General features: G+C 37.5%; 14 protein-coding genes, 1 tRNA gene and 1 riboswitch. Of the genes, 13 read left to right on the top strand and 2 right to left on the bottom strand.

Annotated features, from left to right (window positions below; translation table 11 throughout):
* Positions 1 to 30 precede the first annotated feature (30 nt).
* Positions 31 to 681, bottom strand: coding sequence for a single-stranded DNA-binding protein (locus tag H4J76_RS10780; protein WP_182230578.1), 651 nt, complete (start codon positions 679 to 681; stop codon positions 31 to 33).
* Positions 682 to 800: 119 nt separating this feature from the next.
* Positions 801 to 919: riboswitch (TPP riboswitch) on the top strand.
* A 90-nt stretch (positions 920 to 1,009) separates the two neighbouring features.
* Here H4J76_RS10780 and H4J76_RS10775 point away from each other — a divergent pair.
* The 10 genes from H4J76_RS10775 to H4J76_RS10730 all read left to right on the top strand — a co-directional run bounded on the left by H4J76_RS10775 (position 1,010) and on the right by H4J76_RS10730 (position 13,437).
* Positions 1,010 to 3,133, top strand: a complete 2,124-nt coding sequence (locus tag H4J76_RS10775) for a TonB-dependent receptor (RefSeq protein ID WP_182230577.1) — start codon at positions 1,010 to 1,012, stop codon at positions 3,131 to 3,133.
* A 706-nt stretch (positions 3,134 to 3,839) separates the two neighbouring features.
* Positions 3,840 to 4,106 (top strand): hypothetical protein, encoded by a 267-nt coding sequence (locus tag H4J76_RS10770; protein ID WP_182221465.1) that lies wholly within the window; start codon positions 3,840 to 3,842, stop codon positions 4,104 to 4,106.
* Positions 4,106 to 4,777 (top strand): nicotinamide riboside transporter PnuC, encoded by a 672-nt coding sequence (pnuC, locus tag H4J76_RS10765; RefSeq protein WP_182230576.1) that lies wholly within the window; start codon positions 4,106 to 4,108, stop codon positions 4,775 to 4,777. The genes H4J76_RS10770 and pnuC overlap by 1 nt, the downstream gene beginning before the upstream one ends.
* A gap of 4 nt (positions 4,778 to 4,781) precedes the next feature.
* Positions 4,782 to 5,720, top strand: a complete 939-nt coding sequence (locus H4J76_RS10760) for a phosphotransferase (RefSeq protein WP_182230575.1) — start codon at positions 4,782 to 4,784, stop codon at positions 5,718 to 5,720.
* Positions 5,721 to 6,075: 355 nt separating this feature from the next.
* Positions 6,076 to 7,128 carry a hypothetical protein gene (locus H4J76_RS10755; RefSeq protein ID WP_182230574.1) on the top strand — a complete coding sequence of 351 codons (1,053 nt, stop codon included), beginning with the start codon at positions 6,076 to 6,078 and terminating at the stop codon, positions 7,126 to 7,128.
* A 382-nt stretch (positions 7,129 to 7,510) separates the two neighbouring features.
* Entirely contained in the window at positions 7,511 to 8,419 is a 909-nt protein-coding gene (gene cysD, locus H4J76_RS10750) for a sulfate adenylyltransferase subunit CysD (RefSeq protein ID WP_070375155.1), read from the top strand.
* The gene (gene cysN, locus H4J76_RS10745) at positions 8,419 to 9,831 is read left to right on the top strand and encodes a sulfate adenylyltransferase subunit CysN (RefSeq protein ID WP_182221469.1); all 1,413 of its coding nucleotides are present in this window, start codon (positions 8,419 to 8,421) and stop codon (positions 9,829 to 9,831) included. Before cysD ends, cysN begins: the two co-directional genes overlap by 1 nt.
* Positions 9,832 to 9,983: 152 nt before the next feature.
* Positions 9,984 to 11,708, top strand: a complete 1,725-nt coding sequence (locus tag H4J76_RS10740) for an SLC13 family permease (protein WP_182230573.1) — start codon at positions 9,984 to 9,986, stop codon at positions 11,706 to 11,708.
* A gap of 32 nt (positions 11,709 to 11,740) precedes the next feature.
* Positions 11,741 to 12,391, top strand: a complete 651-nt coding sequence (cysC, locus tag H4J76_RS10735; RefSeq protein ID WP_182217917.1) for an adenylyl-sulfate kinase — start codon at positions 11,741 to 11,743, stop codon at positions 12,389 to 12,391.
* A 62-nt stretch (positions 12,392 to 12,453) separates the two neighbouring features.
* Positions 12,454 to 13,437, top strand: coding sequence for a DHHA1 domain-containing protein (locus tag H4J76_RS10730; RefSeq protein ID WP_182230572.1), 984 nt, complete (start codon positions 12,454 to 12,456; stop codon positions 13,435 to 13,437).
* 78 nt (positions 13,438 to 13,515) lie between these two features.
* Here the strand turns inward: H4J76_RS10730 and H4J76_RS10725 are convergent.
* A tRNA-Arg gene (locus H4J76_RS10725) sits at positions 13,516 to 13,592 on the bottom strand.
* Between the two features lie 205 nt (positions 13,593 to 13,797).
* Between H4J76_RS10725 and H4J76_RS10720 the strand changes: the two genes are divergently transcribed.
* Genes H4J76_RS10720 through prsK form a run of 3 tightly spaced genes read left to right on the top strand, consistent with a single transcriptional unit; the run spans position 13,798 to position 19,915 of the window.
* Positions 13,798 to 14,799: an efflux RND transporter periplasmic adaptor subunit gene (locus H4J76_RS10720; RefSeq protein ID WP_182230571.1), complete on the top strand. Its 1,002-nt coding sequence runs from the start codon at positions 13,798 to 13,800 to the stop codon at positions 14,797 to 14,799.
* A 4-nt stretch (positions 14,800 to 14,803) separates the two neighbouring features.
* On the top strand, positions 14,804 to 17,854 hold the full coding sequence (locus H4J76_RS10715) for an efflux RND transporter permease subunit (protein ID WP_182230570.1): 3,051 nt from the start codon (positions 14,804 to 14,806) through the stop codon (positions 17,852 to 17,854).
* Between the two features lie 27 nt (positions 17,855 to 17,881).
* Complete coding sequence (gene prsK / locus H4J76_RS10710; RefSeq protein WP_182230569.1) at positions 17,882 to 19,915, top strand: XrtA/PEP-CTERM system histidine kinase PrsK; 2,034 nt, start codon at positions 17,882 to 17,884, stop codon at positions 19,913 to 19,915.
* Positions 19,916 to 20,185: the final 270 nt, after the last annotated feature.

The following is a 20,185-nucleotide window of genomic DNA, read 5'->3' as shown; positions in this document are numbered from 1 at the left end:
CTAATTTTATAAAATTATAGATAATCCGTTTTAATGTTTCAATAAAATGACTTGGTGTGAATCAATAAATTGTGATTTTTTACTATCATTGAGATAGCTTAATCTTCCGTCGACAACTAATTGGTCGCCTAGCTCGGCCTTATCTTTAATATAATGTGCTTGTTTTCCCCAGATATGTACCGAACGTTCGATAGAAATATTTTGGGTTTGCTGTGTTATAGGCGAATACACTAAATTATTAACGGTTAAGTTAAGCGCGACTAATTCTTTATTATTCTCGGTTAGTACTAAATTAATATCGCTGCTTATTTCACCACTCATATGCACTTGGTTTATTGATTGGGCGTAACCCTTTGCAAATGTTTGTGCATAAGTGGCGTGTAATATTTCACGGTTAGCTTTTTTACTATTAAGTAAATAGCCTTGCACTAAAATAACATCACCCTTTTGCGAGTGAATAAGTGAACGATCAACAATATCACCAATAACTTTAACCGTATGATAACTCGTCCATTCTTTAAACTGTTGGCTCGTTTTGTCAAACCATCGGCTATGGGTCGCTAATACTAACTCAGCTACAGCAACGACCGGGTTTGCTTGATAACGAATATCAGGCTTAGCAACTAAATTTCCTAATAAGGTTACTGAACATAAATGATTTTGGCTTAGATGATTTGTCATGGCAATTTAATAAAAAAAACTATAGTGCTAATTTACTGAAAATCATCAGATTAAGCAAATACATGACATTAAATAACCATAATTTTTCTGTACTTTGATGATAAAATTGTTAGTATGCCGAACAAACCAAGGGGTGCAATAAAAAGCTGTTGTTAATAGGCTTTTGTATTGCTGAGAATTTTTACCCTTAATACCTGAAACGGATAATGCCGGCGTAGGAATGGTTAATATGTTGAATATTTATCGTAAACACTTTGTGTAAGTGCTTACTTATGGTGTATTTGCCTTATTGCTCTTTTTTGCTTGCATGCCACAAAAAGAGCCCAGTATGAATTTTATAAAATCTCCTATTTCAATTGCGGTAACAACGACTTTATTGACTTTTGCTAGCGTCACACAAGCAAATGAATCAACTGATATTGAGCGTATAACCGTCACTTCCAGTTTTAATAAGCAATCTTTAGCGCAAGCTCCTACTAGTATTGCAATCATCGACCAACAAAAAATAGCTGAGCAGGGCATTCAACATTTTGAAGAAGTTATTAATGGTGTCGCCAACTTAAATTTCTCTGGTGGAACATCTCGTCCGAAATATTTACAAATTAGAGGCGTCGGTGAACGCTCTGAATACCGCGGTGCGCCAAACTCATCAGTGGGTTTCATTGTTGACGATATCGATTTGTCAGGCTTGGGCATGGCAGCTTCTATGTACGATGTTCAACAAGTTGAAGTCTTAAGAGGTCCACAAGGTACACGTTTTGGTGCCAATGCGCTTGCGGGTTTAATTTACATAAAATCAAAAGACGCAACAGAATTACCTGAGCATGGTTTTAAAGTAACGTTAGGCAATGACGACTTAATTAATGTTGCCGGTTATAGCTCTGGTGCTGTCACCGAAGACTTAAATTACCGCATATCATTAGAGCAACATCAACAAAACGGTTATCGCGACAATCTTTATCTAAATAGAGATGATACTAATGGCATTGACGAGTTTTCTGGAAAGTTCAAATTGCAATATACGGCAACAGAAGATTTAAGTGTTGATTTTACTTATATATTTGCGGATAACGATAATAGTTTCGACCCATGGACATTAGATAACAACGGCTTTAATACGATCACGGACAACCCAGGTGTTGATAATCAAAAATCGCATGGCGGGGCACTAAAATTTAGTTTTGAAGGTTTGTCATTCGCAAAATTCGAAGCGATAAGCAGCTATACCACGACAGAGCATCAGCACGCTTATGATGGTGATTGGGCAAACGCAGATTATTGGGCAAGTAAAAGTTGTGATGGTGCGCCATGTGAATACAGTTACCTGTGGGACAAACGCGCCGATAGAGATGTTTGGTCACAAGAGTTTCGATTATCATCAAATGACGCCTCAAGAATTTTTGACAATACAACTGCTTGGCTAGTGGGTACTTACATTAGCAAAATGAATGAAGATAACGACCTTGACTCTTTTTATAATGGTTGGGAAGACGAAATACTCGACTCTACATACTCAGCTAATAATTATGCAATTTTTACCCAGTTAGACAGTGTTCTTAGCTATGGCCATGAGTTATCAGTAGGTTTGCGCGTTGAAAAACGTTCAACCGATTATAGCGATAGTGCTGGCGATGAGTTTGACCCGTCTGAAACCATGTGGGGCGGACACATCGCCTTAAGTAAGATCATTAACAATGAGCATTCTGCTTATGTTCGTGTCGCGCGTGGCTACAAAGCGGGTGGTTTTAATATGGACTTACCCGAGCAATTAATCCAATTTAAAGAATTTGATACCGAAGTCTTAGTCAATTATGAATTAGGTCTGCAATCGAATATGCTAAATAATACCTTAGTCAGTCGACTAGCCTTATTCTATATGGACAGACAAGATCAACAAGTTAATGCTTCTCAACAGAACCCTGATAAGCCACAGCAATTTACCATTTACACGGCAAATGCCACCAGTTCAAGCAGTTACGGTTTGGAACTTGAGTTAACATACCAAGTTAATAATAATTTAACGATCGACTCGACAGTGGGCTACCTAAACGCAACATATGATGTTTATGGTTATTCTGACAAGTACGGTACAAACATTGACATTTCAGGACGCGATTTAGCACACGCACCAAGCTATACCTTCAGCCTTGGCTCTACGTATCGCAGCGACAATGGCGTTGTCTTCAATGTGAACTGGTCAGGAAAAGATGAATTTTTCTTCTCTGATAGCCATGACGAAAAAGCGTCAAGTTCAAACTTATTGAATGCGAAAGTTGCTTATGAACTCGCTGATTGGTCTATTTCACTTTGGGCTAGAAATATTACCGATGAAAAAATCGCAACACGCGGCTTCTTCTTCGGCAACGAACCTGATTTAGATTGGGTAGCTAAAAAATATCAACGCTTTGGCGCACCAAGACAAATTGGTGTAACGTTTGATTATAACTTTTAAAGCTAAGCGCTCTTCAGCTAACACGCGGTCATCCTGAATTGATATGCCGCCATGTTGAAGTAACATGCCGTAATACTGAAGTAACACGCCGTTATGTTGAACTAACATGTCGTCATGCTGAATTTATTTCAGTATCTGTATTCGTTGCTAAAAGTAATGAGATCCTGAAACAAGTTCAGGATGACGTTTTTTAGCTTGGCAGAGCCGTTGTTAAAAGCCGCCTTGCCGTTATGCTGAACTAACACGTCGTCATGCTGAATTTATTTCAGTATCTGTATTCGTGGCTTAAAGTAATGAGGTCCTGAAACAAGTTCAGGATGACGGTTTTTTTAGCTTGGCAGAGCAGTTGTTAAAAACCGCCATGCCGTTATGTTGAAGTAACATGTCGTTATGATGAACTAACACGTCGTCATGCTGAATTTATTTCAGTATCTGTATTCGTGACTTAAAGTAATGAGATCCTGAAACAAGTTCAGGATGACGGAGGGTGTTCAGGATTACGGGTTTTTTAGCTTGGCAGAGCCGTTGTTAAAAGCCGCCTTGCCGTCATGTTGAACTAACACGTCGTCATGCTGAATTTATTTCAGTATCTGTATTCGTGGCTTCAAGTAATGAGATCCTGAAACAAGTTCAGGATGACGGGGGGTGTTCAGGATTACGGTTTTTTTTGTTCACTGGAAAAAGTGGCATACCATTAGGAAATAATATGAAAATATCTATAGAAATTAGTTTGTATCCTCTAGCTGAAGAAAAGTTTAAAACTGAAATTTGGGCATTCATTAAGCGCCTTCGAAATGTAGCGGGCTTAAATGTAGTGACTAATGGCATGAGTACACAAGTATTTGGTGATTACGACTTAGCTACCCGTCATGTCATGGCAGAAATAAAACATGTCCATCAAACCTTAAATGCTGCTGTTTTTGTGTGTAAGTTTATTGGTGGTGATCGCTCAGAAGTCGAAGCTGAAAGCTAATGGTTGAATCTTTATCAGCAACAGTCAATTATTTTGCGCATTTGCCTCTCTGGGAATTATTAGCGGTAATTTCAGCATTATTTTATGTGGTGTTAGCGGCAAAAGAAAATATTTGGTGTTGGCCAGCAGCGCTCGTGAGTACCATTATTTATAGCGTTATTTTTTATGATGTTTATTTATGGATGGACGCCTTACTGCAGGTTTATTATTTAGCGATGGCCATCTTTGGCTGGTATTGCTGGCGTCATGTTTCTTCGTCGCAAAATAACGCAACAAATAATAGTCATACAGGCACAGCATTGGCTATTCAAAGCTGGTCGCTACTCTTTCATACCAAAGTAGTGGTCTTACTAACTGCTTGCTCTTTGGCTGTTGGCTGGCTAATGGACAATTACACGCCAACACACTTCCCTTATTTAGATTCTGCAACTACGGTATTTGCGGTGTTTGCGACCTATTTAGTCACTAAAAAGGTTTTAGAGAATTGGTTGTACTGGATAGTCATCGATTTTGTTTCCATTTATCTCTATTTAGAAAAAGGCTTACAACCTACCGCTGTGTTATTTGGCTTATATGTAGTAATGGCTATGGTCGGTTATGCAATTTGGTATAGTAAATATCAAAAGAGTCATCAACAAGCAGCAGGCAATATAGCCTCGGCTACTGAGTAGTTGAGTGGCGGCTTTAATCAATCAAAAAAGTAACAGCAGCTCTGAAGAGATTAAAGCCTTACCTTGTTTTATTCATCGCGATTGTAAAATTGAGCGATTAACAGGGGGTGAAAGTCATCAATGTTTTAAAGTGACGGTTAACAAAAATACTATTGAGCAAAATTTTTTTGTAAAGTCTTTCGCGGGCCATCAACAAACAGCACAAGCCGAGATTGCCAGTCACTTATTAGCAGCAAACATGGGTGTAGCACCGGCTATCATTTATCATTCAGCAGCATGGCTTGTTACCGAGTTTATTACCGGTGATTCATTAAGCGGTTTTTATAAGCAACAAACTGTTAGTGTAGCTAATAACAAAGTTACGGTGGCGATGTACTTAATGGTAAAAACCCATCAGTTAACACCGCCAGAAAATCATCCGGTGTTAGCTATTGAAGAACTGCTTTACCACCAAGCTTCCAATAGTAAACTCTCGCAGTCTCAGCATGTCGCGCTAAAGAAAATAATCAGCGAAATAACACCTCCGCAAGCCAAGCATAATCACTTAGTACTTTGTCATGGTGATGTTAATTATGAAAACATTCGTGTAAGCGCTTTGTTTACTAATGAAAATCCGCAAAAGCATACTTGGTTAGTCGATTTCGAATGCAGCTGTTTAGCTGAAGCCGAATATGATCTCGCCATGTTTATTGCGATTAACGAATTCAGTGTTAACGATATAGATGCTCTAATACAAGACTATCAGCAATTTACTAATGCCACGATTGATAAAGAAAAAGTGTGTGCATATTTCGCTTGTTGTTATCTCATTAATGGCTTGTGGTACTTCGAGGCCGGCTATCAACACAAGCAAGCGCAAAAATTAATGGCTAAGGCACACCAGCAGTTTGTACTTTTTGATCAATTAGGCTTGTTAACAGAAAAAATAACATTATTATTTTAATCTGTACTATCTTTATTATCCTCAGTAATTTACTCAGTAATAGCTACTATTTATAAAGTAGCTCTATTGAATTTAGTTACTGGCTATTTAGTAGTTTATATCAACTTATATCGCGACGTTACTTTTGTATCACGGTGATTTATTTAAGTTATTGAACATCTGGCAGCGTAATAAAAATGCAATAAAGGCTTAAGATTTTAATAATGCAAATCAGCCGTTAAATATTTATTTTATTGTTATTCTTTTTGTTGATCAGGCGTGATGTCGATGCTAATATTTACTACAAAGATCATTCTGTTGTTTATCTATATAACAAGGAATGTTAGGTTTTTTACTTTCAAATCAGGGATTAACAATGAATAAAATTATGCTTACAACAGTTGCTGCGGCAATTTCTTTGACTTTATCGGCATGTTACCAAGATGATGGTACTGTTCTTGCGCCAAACCAAGCGCCACCGGTTCCACCAACACCTTCTACATTAGATGTATCAGGTTCTGGTATCAAAGGTGTATTAGCTAACGCTTTAGTTGAAGTTTTTGATAGCTCAGATGTAGAAACTGCTCTAGCTAACACTCAAACAGATGAAAATGGTGATTACACACTTTCATTAACTGATGCTTCTGGTGAAGCAATCACAGGTACTTTTTTCGTACGCGTAAGTGCTGACGAAGATACTACAATGATTTGTGATGCTGAAGCTTGTGGTGACGTAGTTAGAGGTGGAGTTGTTCCAGCATCACAATTAGTGGGCTTAGAACTTTCAACAATGAGCAATTCTGACGGTAGCGGTACAATCTCTGCTGAAGTTAATGCATTAACAACACTTGCAACTGAAACTATTTTAGCTGTAATTGAAGACGATGCAGATATTGACCTTTCTGACCCAGAAGTTTTTGAAGCGTTTCAAGTAGATGCTTCTCGAGTGATTGGTGCTACTTTAGGTTTAGATTTATCTGAAACTAACATTTTTGATGTTGTAATTGTTGATGCTTCTGTATCTGCAAATGTATCAACAGATGATATGATAGCAGCAACGTTAACGCTTATTAACGGTTCGCTTTCAGGTTTAGAGCCAGGCACTGATGAAACTCTTGCTGATGCAATTAAAACTTATATCGCTGCTGTTAAACTAGTTACTAAAGCGATTATTAATAACCCTGGTGCAGCATTAGATGCTGACTCAGTAGCGGCAATGGCAAGAATTAATGCTGTTCAAGCTAAAATTTCACAAGCAATTATAGGTTTAGCATCAGTTATTTCAGGCGATACAGGTAATACTGTCGGTATTGTAAATATTCCTGACGTAATCAATCCTGATGATATCGCAGCTTCTGTTGATCTAGATGACGACATTACTGGCGGTACAGGTGGTACTGGCGGTACAGGTGGTACTGGCGGTAACTAATCCCAGTAACTATTATCTGAATAAAAACCGATAGACTTATCTATCGGTTTTTTTTTGCCAGAAATGCTCAATAATAATGCTAAATATAGAGAAATAGATCAGAATAATCAGCTAAATATTTAATTGCCGAATAACCCCGTCACCGCCATAATCATTGCAAGATAGCCATATTTAATAATACCAGCATAGCGTTTGTAATAGTCGTGCTTTCACTCTTGTTTAGTCGTTTTAATTTAATTGTCTAAGTTAGCTTTAGTTTATCTATAGTTAGTTTATTGCAAGCTAGTTATAACCTAAGTTATTTAGTTATTTCGCTATTTCATTTTGGTTTGATATAATTTTTTGTAAGATTTTGACATCAAAAATGTAAAATAGGGCATATATGAATAAGAATAAATTAACACATTTAAAAGCACTGGAAGCTGAATCAATTCAAATAATGCGTGAAGTTGCTGCTGAATTTGATAATCCTGTTATGTTGTATTCAATAGGGAAAGATTCTTCTGTTCTTTTGCATTTAGCGCGTAAAGCTTTTTATCCGGGTAAAATTCCCTTCCCATTAATGCACGTTGATACGGATTGGAAATTCAAAGAAATGATTGAATTTCGTAATAATCTAGCAGAAAAGTATGACTTCGATTTAATCGTCCATAAAAACCCAGAAGGGCTTGCTATGGGTGTAGGTCCGTTTACTCACGGTAGTGCAAAACATACCGACATCATGAAAACACAAGGTTTGAAGCAAGCATTAGACATGCATGGTTTTGACGCCGCTTTTGGTGGTGCTCGTCGTGATGAAGAAAAGTCTCGTGCTAAAGAACGTGTTTATTCATTTCGTGATAAAAATCATCGTTGGGATCCTAAAAACCAACGTCCAGAGCTTTGGAATATTTATAACTCTAAAGTTGATCAAGGCGAAAGTATTCGTGTGTTCCCATTGTCTAATTGGACCGAGCTTGATATTTGGCAGTATATTTATCAAGAAGATATTGAAATGGTTCCACTTTATTTTGCAGCCAAAAGACCTGTTGTTAAGCGTGATGGCTCGTTAATCATGGTAGATGATGAACGCATGCCTCTAAATGAGGGCGAAGTGCCTGAAATGAAATCAGTACGTTTTAGAACGCTAGGTTGTTACCCACTTACCGGCGCTATTGAATCGACTGCAACAACATTGCCTGAAATTATTCAAGAAATGCTTTTAACAACCACTTCTGAGCGACAAGGTCGAGTCATTGATAATGATTCAGCCGGTTCAATGGAAAAGAAAAAAATGGAAGGGTACTTTTAATGAACACTGAACAAACATTATTGGCAACAGATATTGAAGGTTACTTAAAGCAGCATGAAAACAAAGATATGCTGCGTTTCATCACCTGTGGCAGTGTAGATGACGGAAAGTCGACATTAATAGGCCGCTTACTTTTTGATAGCAAAATGATTTTTGAAGATCAGATGGCTGCTATTGAAAAAGATTCTAAAAAGTTTAATACCACAGATGGTGATTTTGATTTAGCGTTACTCGTTGACGGTTTACAGTCTGAACGCGAACAGGGTATTACGATAGATGTTGCGTATCGTTACTTTGCTACCGAGCAACGTAAATTTATTATTGCCGATACTCCAGGCCATGAGCAGTACACACGTAACATGGCAACGGGTGCTTCTACATGTGACTTAGCCATTATATTAATTGATGCGCGTCACGGTGTGCAAGTACAAACAAGACGTCATTCATATATCTGTTCATTATTAGGTATTAAGCATGTGGTTATTGCTATTAATAAAATGGATGCAGTAGATTATGATCAAAAGACATACCAAAAAATTAAAAGTGATTACCGTGAATTTGCTAAATCATTAAACATTGAAGATGTTCGCTTTGTGCCTATTTCAGCTTTACGCGGCGATAACGTAGTCAACGAAAGTGAGCATATGCCTTGGTACCCGGGTTCACCTTTGCTTAAGTTATTGAATACCGTTCAAATTAGCGGTGAAAAAAATAGTGCTTTTCGTTTTCCTGTTCAATACGTTAATCGTCCTAATTTAGACTTTAGAGGATTTGCCGGTACGATCGCTTCAGGTGAAATTCGTGTTGGTGATACTATTGTTGCACTACCTTCAGGTAAGCAAAGTAAAATTAAGTCGATAGTAACTTTTGATGGTGAACTTGAAACGGCTTATGCCGATATGGCTGTAACGCTGACGCTTGAAGATGAGATAGATGTTAGTCGTGGTGATATGATCGTGCGACCGCATGAGCAACCCGCTTCTTCTAATACGTTTAGTGCAGATGTAGTGTGGATGGATGAAGCGGCACTACAAATAGACCGTGAATACATTATTAAAGTAGGCACTCATGCTACGTTTGGCTCTGTTGATAAAATAGAGTATAGCGTTAATGTTAATACCATGGAAAAGCAAGACGTACAGCATTTAGCGTTGAATGAAATAGGGCGTTGTAACTTTACGTTAAACGAACCTGTGCAGTTTGATGCTTATCAAGAGAACCGTCAAACAGGTGCTTTTATTATTATTGACCGTTTGACCAATGCAACAGTTGGCGCGGGCATGATAGCTTCACAACTGACGCAATTGGAAAAAGGACAGCCTAAAAAGTACAGTGATTACGAACTTGAGCTTAATGCGTTTGTTTGTAAGCACTTTCCTCATTGGGGAGCTAAAAACTTAGCTAAAAAGTAACGAGACTAAAAGATGTAAACTAAGGGCAATGAGGTCGTGTAAAAAACAGCTAGCAATATCTCAGTTTTTTACTCAGCCGCTTTGCTCTTAGTTATTATTTGTCTCTAATTTTTCTTAAGATTAGCTGTTAAAAGTTAACAGGGTTTATATATTTGAATATAGATGCAGCGTTCGTACTATTAATTTTTATTAGTACAATTATAGGTTTATTAAAGTTTCAAAAGCAACCTGGAAAGGTTTTTGGCTTTACTTTTATTGCCCTTATTATTAGCGGACAAGTTTCAAATGAAGCTGTGTTAGCCAGTATGTCTAATAAAGGCTTAATAACGCTTATTTTGTTGATACTGTGTTCTTTAGCGTTAGAAAAAACCCGCTTACTGCGTATACTCGCCAGCAAAGTTTTATTCTCAAGTTATGGCAAAACCTGGATCAGGCTTTTTAGTTTAACGGTTGTTTCTTCAGCCTTGTTAAATAATACCGCCGTTGTCTCTACCATGCTGGCGCCGATTCGCAATAACCCTTATCATTCTGCCAGTCGATTATTATTACCCTTGTCTTATGCGGCTATTTTTGGCGGTACGCTAACCTTAATTGGCACGTCTACTAACTTAATTGTTAACAGTTTAGTCTTAAATGCTGATCTACCTGCCTTAGGATTTTTTGATTTTTTCCCAGTAGGTGTTTTTATCGTCATTACTTGTGGCTGTGCGCTGTGGTTTTTATCTAAATATCTCCCCGAAACAGATATTAATTCAACGCTAGAAAGTTCATATTTATTAGATGCTAAAGTAGAACTTAACTCGGCATTGATTGGCAAAACCGTAGAAGAAAACGCTTTAAGGCATTTAGACTCTTTATTTTTAATTGAAATAATTCGCGCTGGGCAAACGATTACGCCTGTTTCTCCCGACCAAGTTATTAGTGCCAACGATAAGCTTATTTTTAATGGTGACGTTACTAAAGTAAACCAACTTAAGCAGTTTGATGGTTTAACTGTTTTTGCACACAAACAAGGCTTGTCTGATGACAACTTAACGGAAGTCTTTGTTCGTTCTGAAAGTGTACTCATTAATAAAACATTAAAAGGCGTTGGCTTTAGAGCTAAGTTTGATGCTGCTGTGGTAGCAATGAAAAGAGACGGGCAAGCTGTTACAGGTAAGCTTGGCGATGTTAGCATTCGTCCGGGTGATTACTTAGTGTTAGCAACTGGCCAAGATTTTAAAGCCAGAAATAATGTTGATAAAAACTTTATTGTTGTCAATGGCGTTGAGCCAGAATCAAAACTTACCGGTAAAAAAGAACCTTTTGTTATTATAAGTTTTTTCTTAACCGTAGCATTAAGTGCACTAGGGATTATTTCTTTATTCAAAGGAATGTTAGTGCTATTTTCTTTTTTCTTATTGTCGAATTGCTTGTCTAAAGATGAAGTGATTAGACGTTTTCCAATACAAATTTGGCTGATTATTTCTACGGCGCTAATGCTTGCCAGTGCGTTAATAAATAGTGGATTACTAACGTCTCTTGAAACGATTACTTCTTTGTCGGGCAGTATAACGCCGACCGTCGCCTTAATTATTATATTTTTATTAACGGTATTATTAACCGAGTTGGTCACTAATAATGCCGCAGCCGCGCTAATATTCCCAATAGCTTATAGTATAGCGTTGAGCTATGGTGTAAATATTACTCCCTTTATTATGGCAGTAGCCTTTGGTGCCAGTGCTAGTTTTATTAGCCCATACGGGTATCAAACCAATTTAATGGTCTTTAGTGCCGGGCAATACCAGTTGATAGATTTTATAAAAATAGGTGTGCCCATTAGCGTTATATATTGCACTACTGCGATTTGTAGTATTTTATATTTCTTCCCTTTTTAGCTATTAATAGCGTCCAATGATAAATGTGAATTATGAAAAAAAGTAACCCAGCAAGCCCTTATATAGAAAAAAATAACACAGAAAAATCGTCAGATGTGGTTTGGCATCAACAGAGTGTCACTGCTGAACAAAAGTCTCAATTAAAAGGCCATAAAGCGGTGTTGCTATGGTATACCGGCTTAAGTGGTTCGGGTAAATCTACCGTTGCCAACGCAGTTGAACAAAAATTACTGGAACGTGGCTGCCACAGTTATTTACTTGATGGTGACAATGTTCGCCACGGCTTAAATAACGATTTAGGGTTCACTGACGAAGACCGTATTGAAAATATACGCAGGATAGGTGAAGTGGCTAAGTTATTTGTAGACGCAGGTTTGCTTGTTTCAACGGCCTTTATTTCTCCTTTTCAAAAAGACAGAGACCAAGCCAGAGCCTTACTTAAAGACGCGTTATTTTTAGAGGTATTTATTGATACGCCTTTAGATGTTTGTGAAAGCCGTGATCCTAAAGGTTTATATAAAAAAGCCAGAGCGGGTGAAATCGCTAATTTTACTGGTATAAGTTCGGCTTATGAAGCCCCTGAAACTGCTGAAATACATATCGAAACAGCGCATTTGTCTATTGAGCAATGTGCAGATTTAGTGATAGACGCTTTAATAAAAAAACAAATTATAAAATCATAGTCTTTACCAATGGCTTTATCGAAAAAAAATAATTGTAAAGACTAAAAATAAAGGATTTATCTGTGAATTATGACGTATTTAATGGTGATGCCGACGGTATTATCGCCTTGCTGCAATTGCAATTAGCCAATCCGACAGTAAGTGTCAAAATTACCGGCGTTAAACGTGATATTGCTTTACTGCGACAGGTCGTTGAAATAACAAATGCTCAAGGCAATAGTAGAGACGATAGTGTTATTCGTGTTTTAGACATTTCAATGGAAAAAAATAAAGAGGCATTGAATACCTTATTAGCTGAAGGCGGCAACGTAACTTATATCGATCATCACCGTGCGGGTGACATTCCGGAACATGTAAATTTACAAACGCATATTGATTTAGATGCAAATACTTGTACGGCTTTAATCGTTGATAAGATTTTAGCTGGAAAGTTTCATCATTGGGCAATTTGTGCCGCTTTTGGGGATAATCTTATTGCTAAAGCGACTAAGTTAGCCAAATTAGCGGGTTTAAACGATAACGAATGCGAGCAGTTAGAAACGTTAGGTACCTTAATTAACTACAATGGTTATGGTTCACATATTGACGATTTGCATTTTCATCCGGCAAGGTTATATGAATTACTGTTAGCTTACTCAAGCCCTTTTGATGCGATTAAAGATCTAGACTCTCCTTATTATATTTTGCAAAAACTATATAACCAAGACCATTTAAAAGCCGTTAACACCAAAGCATTTTATGACACAGCGTTATTAACAGCATTTGAATTACCTGATGAAACATGGGCCAGAAGAATAAGTGGTGTTTTTGGCAATGAATTAGCCAATATAAACCCAAAGAAAGCACACGCTATTTTTACAATAAATACTGATAACACCTATACGGTTTCTTTAAGAGCGCCATTAGCGAATAAACAAGGTGCTGGTGATATTTGTAGTCAGTTTGCTACAGGTGGAGGACGTGCGGCTGCCGCTGGTATCAATGCGCTTCCTAAAGATAAAATTGAAGCGTTTTTAGCCGCAGTAGCAGCTTACTATAGCGAATGAGTGACGAGGTAAAATAGATAAGCGGTCATTGTAAAAATGAAACTGTTTATTTAACGTGAATTTTTTTTAGGAAAAAAGTGGTCCACCCGACAGGACTTGAACCTGTGACCTCACGCTTCGGAGGCGTGAACTCTATCCAGCTGAGCTACGGGTGGTTTGCTGTGTTAAGCGCGGCAAATACTATAATTAATCGTGAAAATTGTCTAGCTTTGTCGTCTTTATTTTCTGTACAGCAGGGAATTTTATCGTTCTTAGTCAAGCTAAGGATAAATAATGGAAAAAGATGTACTTTATTCCGCAACAACCCTAAAGTATTGGCTATAATAAAATCAGTTAATTTAACGCGTTATAGAATTGAATATGAAATCATGGAATAGTTTTATTAAGTTTTTGATGATTGGGATAACACTTTCCGTATCATTTTTTACATTGTCACAGAGTTACGATTTTGAACAGATCATTGTTGAACCCTACGCAGACACGATAAAACGGACAGGGAAACTTGATTTTAAAAGAACGTTAAATTTGTCATTTAAAAGTAGTGGATATTTAGCTAAGTTAGACGTTGATGAAGGGCAGTACTTTGAAAAAGATCAGCTCATTGCTTCTTTAGACACTCGTGAATTACTGCAAAATAAAAATGCTACTTATGCGCAATTATTACAAGCAAAGCGCGAAGTTAACCGCCAAAAAAAACTACTCGAAAATAAATTAAGCTCAGAACAAGATCTTGATGTGGCCTTAACTCGTGTTGAAACAAGCAGAGCTAACTATCAAGTTGCCTTTTATCATTTTGAAAAAGCAGAAATTTTTGCACCATTTTCAGGTGTGGTATTAAATCGTTATACTGAACTAGGTGAACTACAATCACCAGGCAGTAGTGTACTAAAAATAGCCGCTTTAGAACAAAATTGGGTGGTAAAAGTTGCCTTAACAGGTAACGAAGTCAGCCAAGTGCGTTTAGGTCAAAAAGTGAATGTTTCTATACAAGCACTTGGCGGTGTTATTGGCGAGGTAAGTAAAATACCTGCTATTGCTAATACCGATGGCAATATGTTTATTATAGAAGTGTTACTGCCAAACATTAATTTGAACAATGGTATTGTTGCTGGGCAAATTGCTGAAATCACTATCGACTTTACCAGTGATAACTTTGTTTATCGCTTACCGATATCGGCATTGGTAACTGTTAATAATAATGGTCAGGCCGTTGTTATTGTAAGGAATGAGCAAGACCTTAAGTATCAATCTTATGATATTTACCGTTTAGATAATCAGTTTGTTTATCTGTTTGCTTCGGTTGATGACCAACCCTTACAAATAGTGACGAGTGGTTGGCAACATATTTCAATAGGTAAGTAATTTTATGCTACTACCTAAACTCGCCATAAAAAACGCTCAGTTTACCCTAACGATAGTGGTGCTATTAGTACTGGTTGGTATTGTTTCATACTTTCAAATGCCACGTTCAGAAGACCCGCAATTTGATATGCCCATCACTTTAATTGAAGTGATTTATCCTGGTGCCTCACCCGCAGATATTGAAACTTTAGTGATAAATCCACTTGAGGAAGAATTTTCTGATATAGAAAACATCAAAAAAATTGAATCTCAGGTCAAAAATGGTGGGGCTCGTATTGAAATTACCTTTTTATATGGCACAGACTCCGAAGCTGCTTTTAACAAAGTAAAGCAAGCGGTTTCATCGGTTAAACCGAGTTTACCTCAAGGTGTTCATGACTTACTTGTTTTAAAAGCAACACCCTCTGGTGTCGCTATTATGCAACTGGCACTGTGGAGTGAGCCGATTGATTATAAAGTTATGGAGTTTTACGCCAAACAGTTAGAAAAACGTTTAGAAGCGATTAACGACGTTCGAAAAGCGAATATTTGGGGATACCCTCAGCAAATTGTTGCTATTGACGTTAATTTAGCCTTGTTAAAGCATTACGGTTTATCTGTTACCGATATCAACGCAATTTTGCAAGGCCGTGCGGTAAATATTACCCCGGGTTATGTTGATGCAAGTTCAAGGCGCTTTAATGTAAAAGCCAGTGGGAATTTTGTGCAATTGGCCGAGTTAGGTGAAACGGTTATTCGCTCTGATGACAGTTTTATACTGCGTTTAAAAGATGTTGCGACAATTGAATTTTCTGGATTAGAGCCTAATTATTTAGCATATTATGACAATAAACCGGTTATTTTTCTAACCGTAGAGCAACGACCCGATACAAATATTTTTGCGCTAACTGAAAATATCGATAATGAAATAGCAAGTTTCACCGAAAGTTTACCTGACAACATGAATGTTGATGTGTTGTTTAAACAAGCGGATAGTGTTGAATCAAGAGTAAATGGTTTTTTTGATAACCTTTGGCAAGGACTAGTCTTAGTTGGCATTATGTCACTAATATTCTTAGGGTTACGTGAATCTTTAGTGGTGATTGCGGTGATTCCGTTGTCGTTTTTAGTGGCAATAGGTTGGTTAGACTTTATTGGCTTCGGCTTACAACAAATGTCGATTGTTGGATTGATCATCGCATTAGGTTTGCTAGTTGATAATGCCATTGTTGTTACCGAGAGTATTCATCGCGAAAAGAAAAAAGTCACGCCTCTTAGTGACGCGGCAGCATCTGGTACAAGCAAAGTTGGCTGGGCAATAACCAGTGGCACTGTTACCACGATGTTAGCGTTTTTACCTATGCTAATGTTAGCGAGCAGTACCGGTGACTTTGTTCGCTCAATGCCTGTTACTGTGGTATTAGTGTTACTCGCCTCTTTGTTAATTGCACTAACGTTAACGCCACTGTTAGCGAGCCGATTTTTTGCAACCAATACTCAGAAAAACACCTCTAAAGTAAAGACTTTACAGCATTATGTGAATATATTTGCTGAGCAGACTTATGCAAAATGGTTAAGTCGGTTTATCAATTTACGCTGGATTGTTATTGTTATTGCAGTTTTATGTTTAGTGGGCATGTTGTCATTATTTGGCAAGGTGGGCGTGAGTCTTTTCCCTAAAGCGGAAAAACCAATGATCATGCTTGATGTTGAAACACCGCCTAATTCATCGTTAGCTTATACTGATAAAGTCATGCAAAAAATGACTAAAATCATCGAGAAAAATGATTTAGTAGAAAAAGTTGCTTTAAATGTTGGTAGTGCCAACCCACGTATTTATTACAATCAAATTCCTAAACGTGGTGTGGCAACTTATGGTCAGGTTATTGTTGTATTGGCTGAATATGACGCGGTAAGAGTTTCTAATTTTGTTAGTGAACTGCGTGAAGAGTTTGGTCAGTGGCAGGAAGCTAAAATTACGGTTAGTGAGTTTACCCAAGGTCCGGTTACTGACTTACCCATAAGCGTTAGGTTGATGGGTGAGTCACTGTCTGACTTAGAGCAGGTTGCTAATGATCTTGCCAATATGATGGCAAATACAAAAGGCATCATAAATATTGATAACCCAATTGGTGTTGCTAATACAGAGCTTCTGCTGGATATCAATTATGAAAAAGCAGGTTTAAGCAATATAGATATCAATACCCTTGATACTACTTTACAGACGATACTTTCTGGAACATCCGTAGGACAATTTAATGATGATAACGGTGAAAATTATCCTATTATTGTGCGTCGTAAAAATCCAGATATTGATGGTTTAGCTGATATTAATGTTACTAATCGATTAGGTGAAGCTATTCCGCTTAATCAATTTATTAGTACTAAACTGCAAAAAGGTCGCACTGAGTTTTACCATTATCAAAAATTACGTATGGCAAAAGTGTCTGCAGATGCAGATAAAAATTATACGGTAAGTGAACTTACGGCTAACGTTATTGCGTACTTAGATGAGTATAAAATGCCAAGTGGCGTTAGTTATAATTTGGGAGGAGAAGAAGAATCTCGTCAAGAAAATTTCTCTGGGCTCACTCAAATCATGCTCGTTACTGCTATTGGTATTTTCGCGGTGCTGGTCTTACAGTTTAAGTCATTTTTACAACCCATCGTAATTTTCACTTCAATTCCCTTTGCTATGGCAGGCTCGGTAATAGGTTTATATTTAACCGGACAATCATTTTCAATGATGGCATTTATTGGTTTAATTAGTCTGTTTGGAATAGTGGTCAACAATGCCATTATATTAATTGATACCACCAATCGAAACCTTGCAGAGTCAGCTAACTTAAAAGAAGCCATTATAACGGCTAGCGCAAGCCGTTTTACCCCAATATTATTAACAACACTAACAACTATTGGTGGACTATTGCCCTTAACTATTTTTGGTGGTGCGTTATGGCAGCCTTTAGGCACTGTTATTATTTCAGGCTTATGTGTATCGGCTATCGCGAGCTTTTTATTAGTACCGGTATTAACTGACGTATTTACTGAAGATAAAAAACAAAACAATGACTAAACAAAAACTCAACAAGAAGTTTATATTATGGATTCATTAGGTCTATTTGGTTATTCATTAGCTGGCATTGCATATTTAGTTTTTGCGCTACTGATTTTTGCTGCACGAAATAAGACAACGCTAGCTCGCTGGGTATTAGTTTCTGTATTAGTCACGGTTATTGCTAATGGGGTTGCGGCCTTACAAATAAAGTTAGGCTTTAGCTTGCAGTGGGCAATGCTTGCAGATGGCTTTAAAGTAGCTTGCTGGTCGTTGTTAATCTTGCTTTGTAACACAGAACAACGCTCTTTTCGGGCGATTATTGCCAATTCACATATTCGTCAATATATCAAAATTTGGACCATACTCATGGTTGCTTGCTGGTTGGCGAGTGTCTTATTGAATTATTCTTATGAGTATTTATTCCTACTTTTTATTGTGCTTAATTTATGGAGTTTAGTGCTACTAGAACAGTTATACCGAAGTGCTGATTCACAAGTGCGCTGGGCTATTTGGCCGATGGTTATTGCATTAGCCAGCGTTGCGATTTTTGACTTTGTTTTATATGCACAAGCCACTATGGTTGACGGTATTGATTTTGATTTTTGGTTTAGTCGTGGTTTTATCTCTCTTATTGTTGTGCCTTTATTACTGATCAGTACTCGACGGATTCGTAATGGTGCGGTAAGAATTTTTGTTTCTCGACATGTTGTTTTTTATAGCTCAATGTTGATGATTGCCGGTATCTATTTATTGGTTATGGCCTTTGCTGGCTATGTTATTAACTACATAGGTGGAGAGTGGGGCAGCGTTGTTAGTATCGGTTTCCTAATGTTAAGTGCTTTGGTATTAGTCGCTTTATTTATTACCGAGTCGTTGCGCCGGAAATTAAAAGTGTTTATAGCAAAAAACTTTTTTGCTAATAAATACGAATACCGCGATGAATGGTTAAACCTGATCGGAAAAATAGAAACCACCAATGCTGAAAGCTATTATCAAATGGCAACTCAAATAATGATGTCAAAAGTAGATGCTTATGCTGGCGCTATTTTGAAAAAAGTAACAGGTCAACGTTTCAGTGTTCAATATTCTGAAAAATTGCTTCTAGATGATACCTTTAATCAGCAACTGGTCGAGTGCAGTCTTTTTTGTCAGCGCCAAGGTTGGATCATTGATGTTGATGAATATCGCAAAACGCCAACTGTTTATCCTGGCTTATCTCTGGACTTATCATTGTTCGATACCAAAAGTATCAGAATTATAGTCCCTATTTTTATTGGTAAAGCATTCTATGGGATGTTTATTTTAGCGGGAAAAAACCAAGTTAAGCAATTAAATTGGGAAGACAGAGACTTACTTTTCGCCATATCAAAACAGTTAGGAAATTTCGTTTCTTTACATGAAGCTAATGATAAATTAGCAGAATCAAAACAGTTTGATGCCTTTAACCGAATGTCCGCTTTTTTAGTGCATGATTTGAAAAATGTTCAAGCTCAGTTAGCACTTATTACCTCTAATGCAGAAAAACACCGAGATAACCCAGAGTTTATTGCTGATGTTTTTGAAACGGTAGAGTCGGCGACAGAACGCTTATCTAAAGTGCTTTCGCAATTACGTAATAAGCAAGCAGCTCAATCTAAAAGTGAGTTGGTTGATATCTCAGCAATCATTAACAGTGTAATAGAGCAGAGAAATATTGAGTTACCTAAGGTGACCTTTGATAAAATCAACCATTGCGAAATGGCTATTGATAATGAAACATTTCATTCAGTGCTCAATCACTTAATACAGAATGCACAGGAAGCGACAAGCAAAGATGGCTGGGTTAAAGTAGAACTTACTCAGATAGAAAACCATATAGGCATTAAAATTTCTGATAATGGCTGCGGTATGTCGGCAGACTTTATTAATAATCGACTATTCAAACCTTTTGATACCACTAAAGGTAATGCGGGTATGGGCATTGGCGTCTTTGAAGCCAAGCAATTTGTTGAAGGTATCGCCGGAATAATTAAAGTCGAGAGTATTGAAGATAAAGGCACTGTTTTTATAATAGACTTACCAATAAATCCAAGTTTATAAATGATATATTACGGTGGAATACAGATCCTGAAATAAATTCAGGATGACGCTCGTGGATTCAGGCTGATGTTTTTGGATTCAAGCTGACTTACGTGGATTGAGGGCGACGACAGGTAAGGTTGTTTTCCCCGTCATGCTGAACTCGTTTCAGTATCCGGGTTGAGATCCTGAAATAAATTCAGGATGACGTAAGTGGATTTAGGATGACTTTCATGGATTCAGGATGACTTTCATGGATTCAGGATGACTTTCATGGATTCAGGATGACGC

This window comes from Colwellia sp. BRX9-1 (assembly GCF_014077195.1).
Lineage (GTDB): Bacteria > Pseudomonadota > Gammaproteobacteria > Enterobacterales > Alteromonadaceae > Colwellia_A.
Note: the sequence above shows the minus strand (reverse complement) of the source record. Positions and strands in the feature narration are given on the sequence as shown.

What these genes read in the sequence shown, in the direction of transcription:
- cysC (WP_182217917.1), top strand. Translation starts at nt 11,741, where the DNA reads ATGAAAAAAAGTAACCCAGCAAGCCCTTATATAGAAAAAAATAACACA.
- prsK (WP_182230569.1), top strand. Translation starts at nt 17,882, where the DNA reads ATGGATTCATTAGGTCTATTTGGTTATTCATTAGCTGGCATTGCATAT.
- cysD (WP_070375155.1), top strand. Translation starts at nt 7,511, where the DNA reads ATGAATAAGAATAAATTAACACATTTAAAAGCACTGGAAGCTGAATCA.
- H4J76_RS10770 (WP_182221465.1), top strand. Translation starts at nt 3,840, where the DNA reads ATGAAAATATCTATAGAAATTAGTTTGTATCCTCTAGCTGAAGAAAAG.
- H4J76_RS10720 (WP_182230571.1), top strand. Translation starts at nt 13,798, where the DNA reads ATGAAATCATGGAATAGTTTTATTAAGTTTTTGATGATTGGGATAACA.
- cysN (WP_182221469.1), top strand. Translation starts at nt 8,419, where the DNA reads ATGAACACTGAACAAACATTATTGGCAACAGATATTGAAGGTTACTTA.
- pnuC (WP_182230576.1), top strand. Translation starts at nt 4,106, where the DNA reads ATGGTTGAATCTTTATCAGCAACAGTCAATTATTTTGCGCATTTGCCT.
- H4J76_RS10715 (WP_182230570.1), top strand. Translation starts at nt 14,804, where the DNA reads ATGCTACTACCTAAACTCGCCATAAAAAACGCTCAGTTTACCCTAACG.
- H4J76_RS10755 (WP_182230574.1), top strand. Translation starts at nt 6,076, where the DNA reads ATGAATAAAATTATGCTTACAACAGTTGCTGCGGCAATTTCTTTGACT.
- H4J76_RS10775 (WP_182230577.1), top strand. Translation starts at nt 1,010, where the DNA reads ATGAATTTTATAAAATCTCCTATTTCAATTGCGGTAACAACGACTTTA.
- H4J76_RS10780 (WP_182230578.1), bottom strand. Translation starts at nt 681, where the DNA reads ATGACAAATCATCTAAGCCAAAATCATTTATGTTCAGTAACCTTATTA.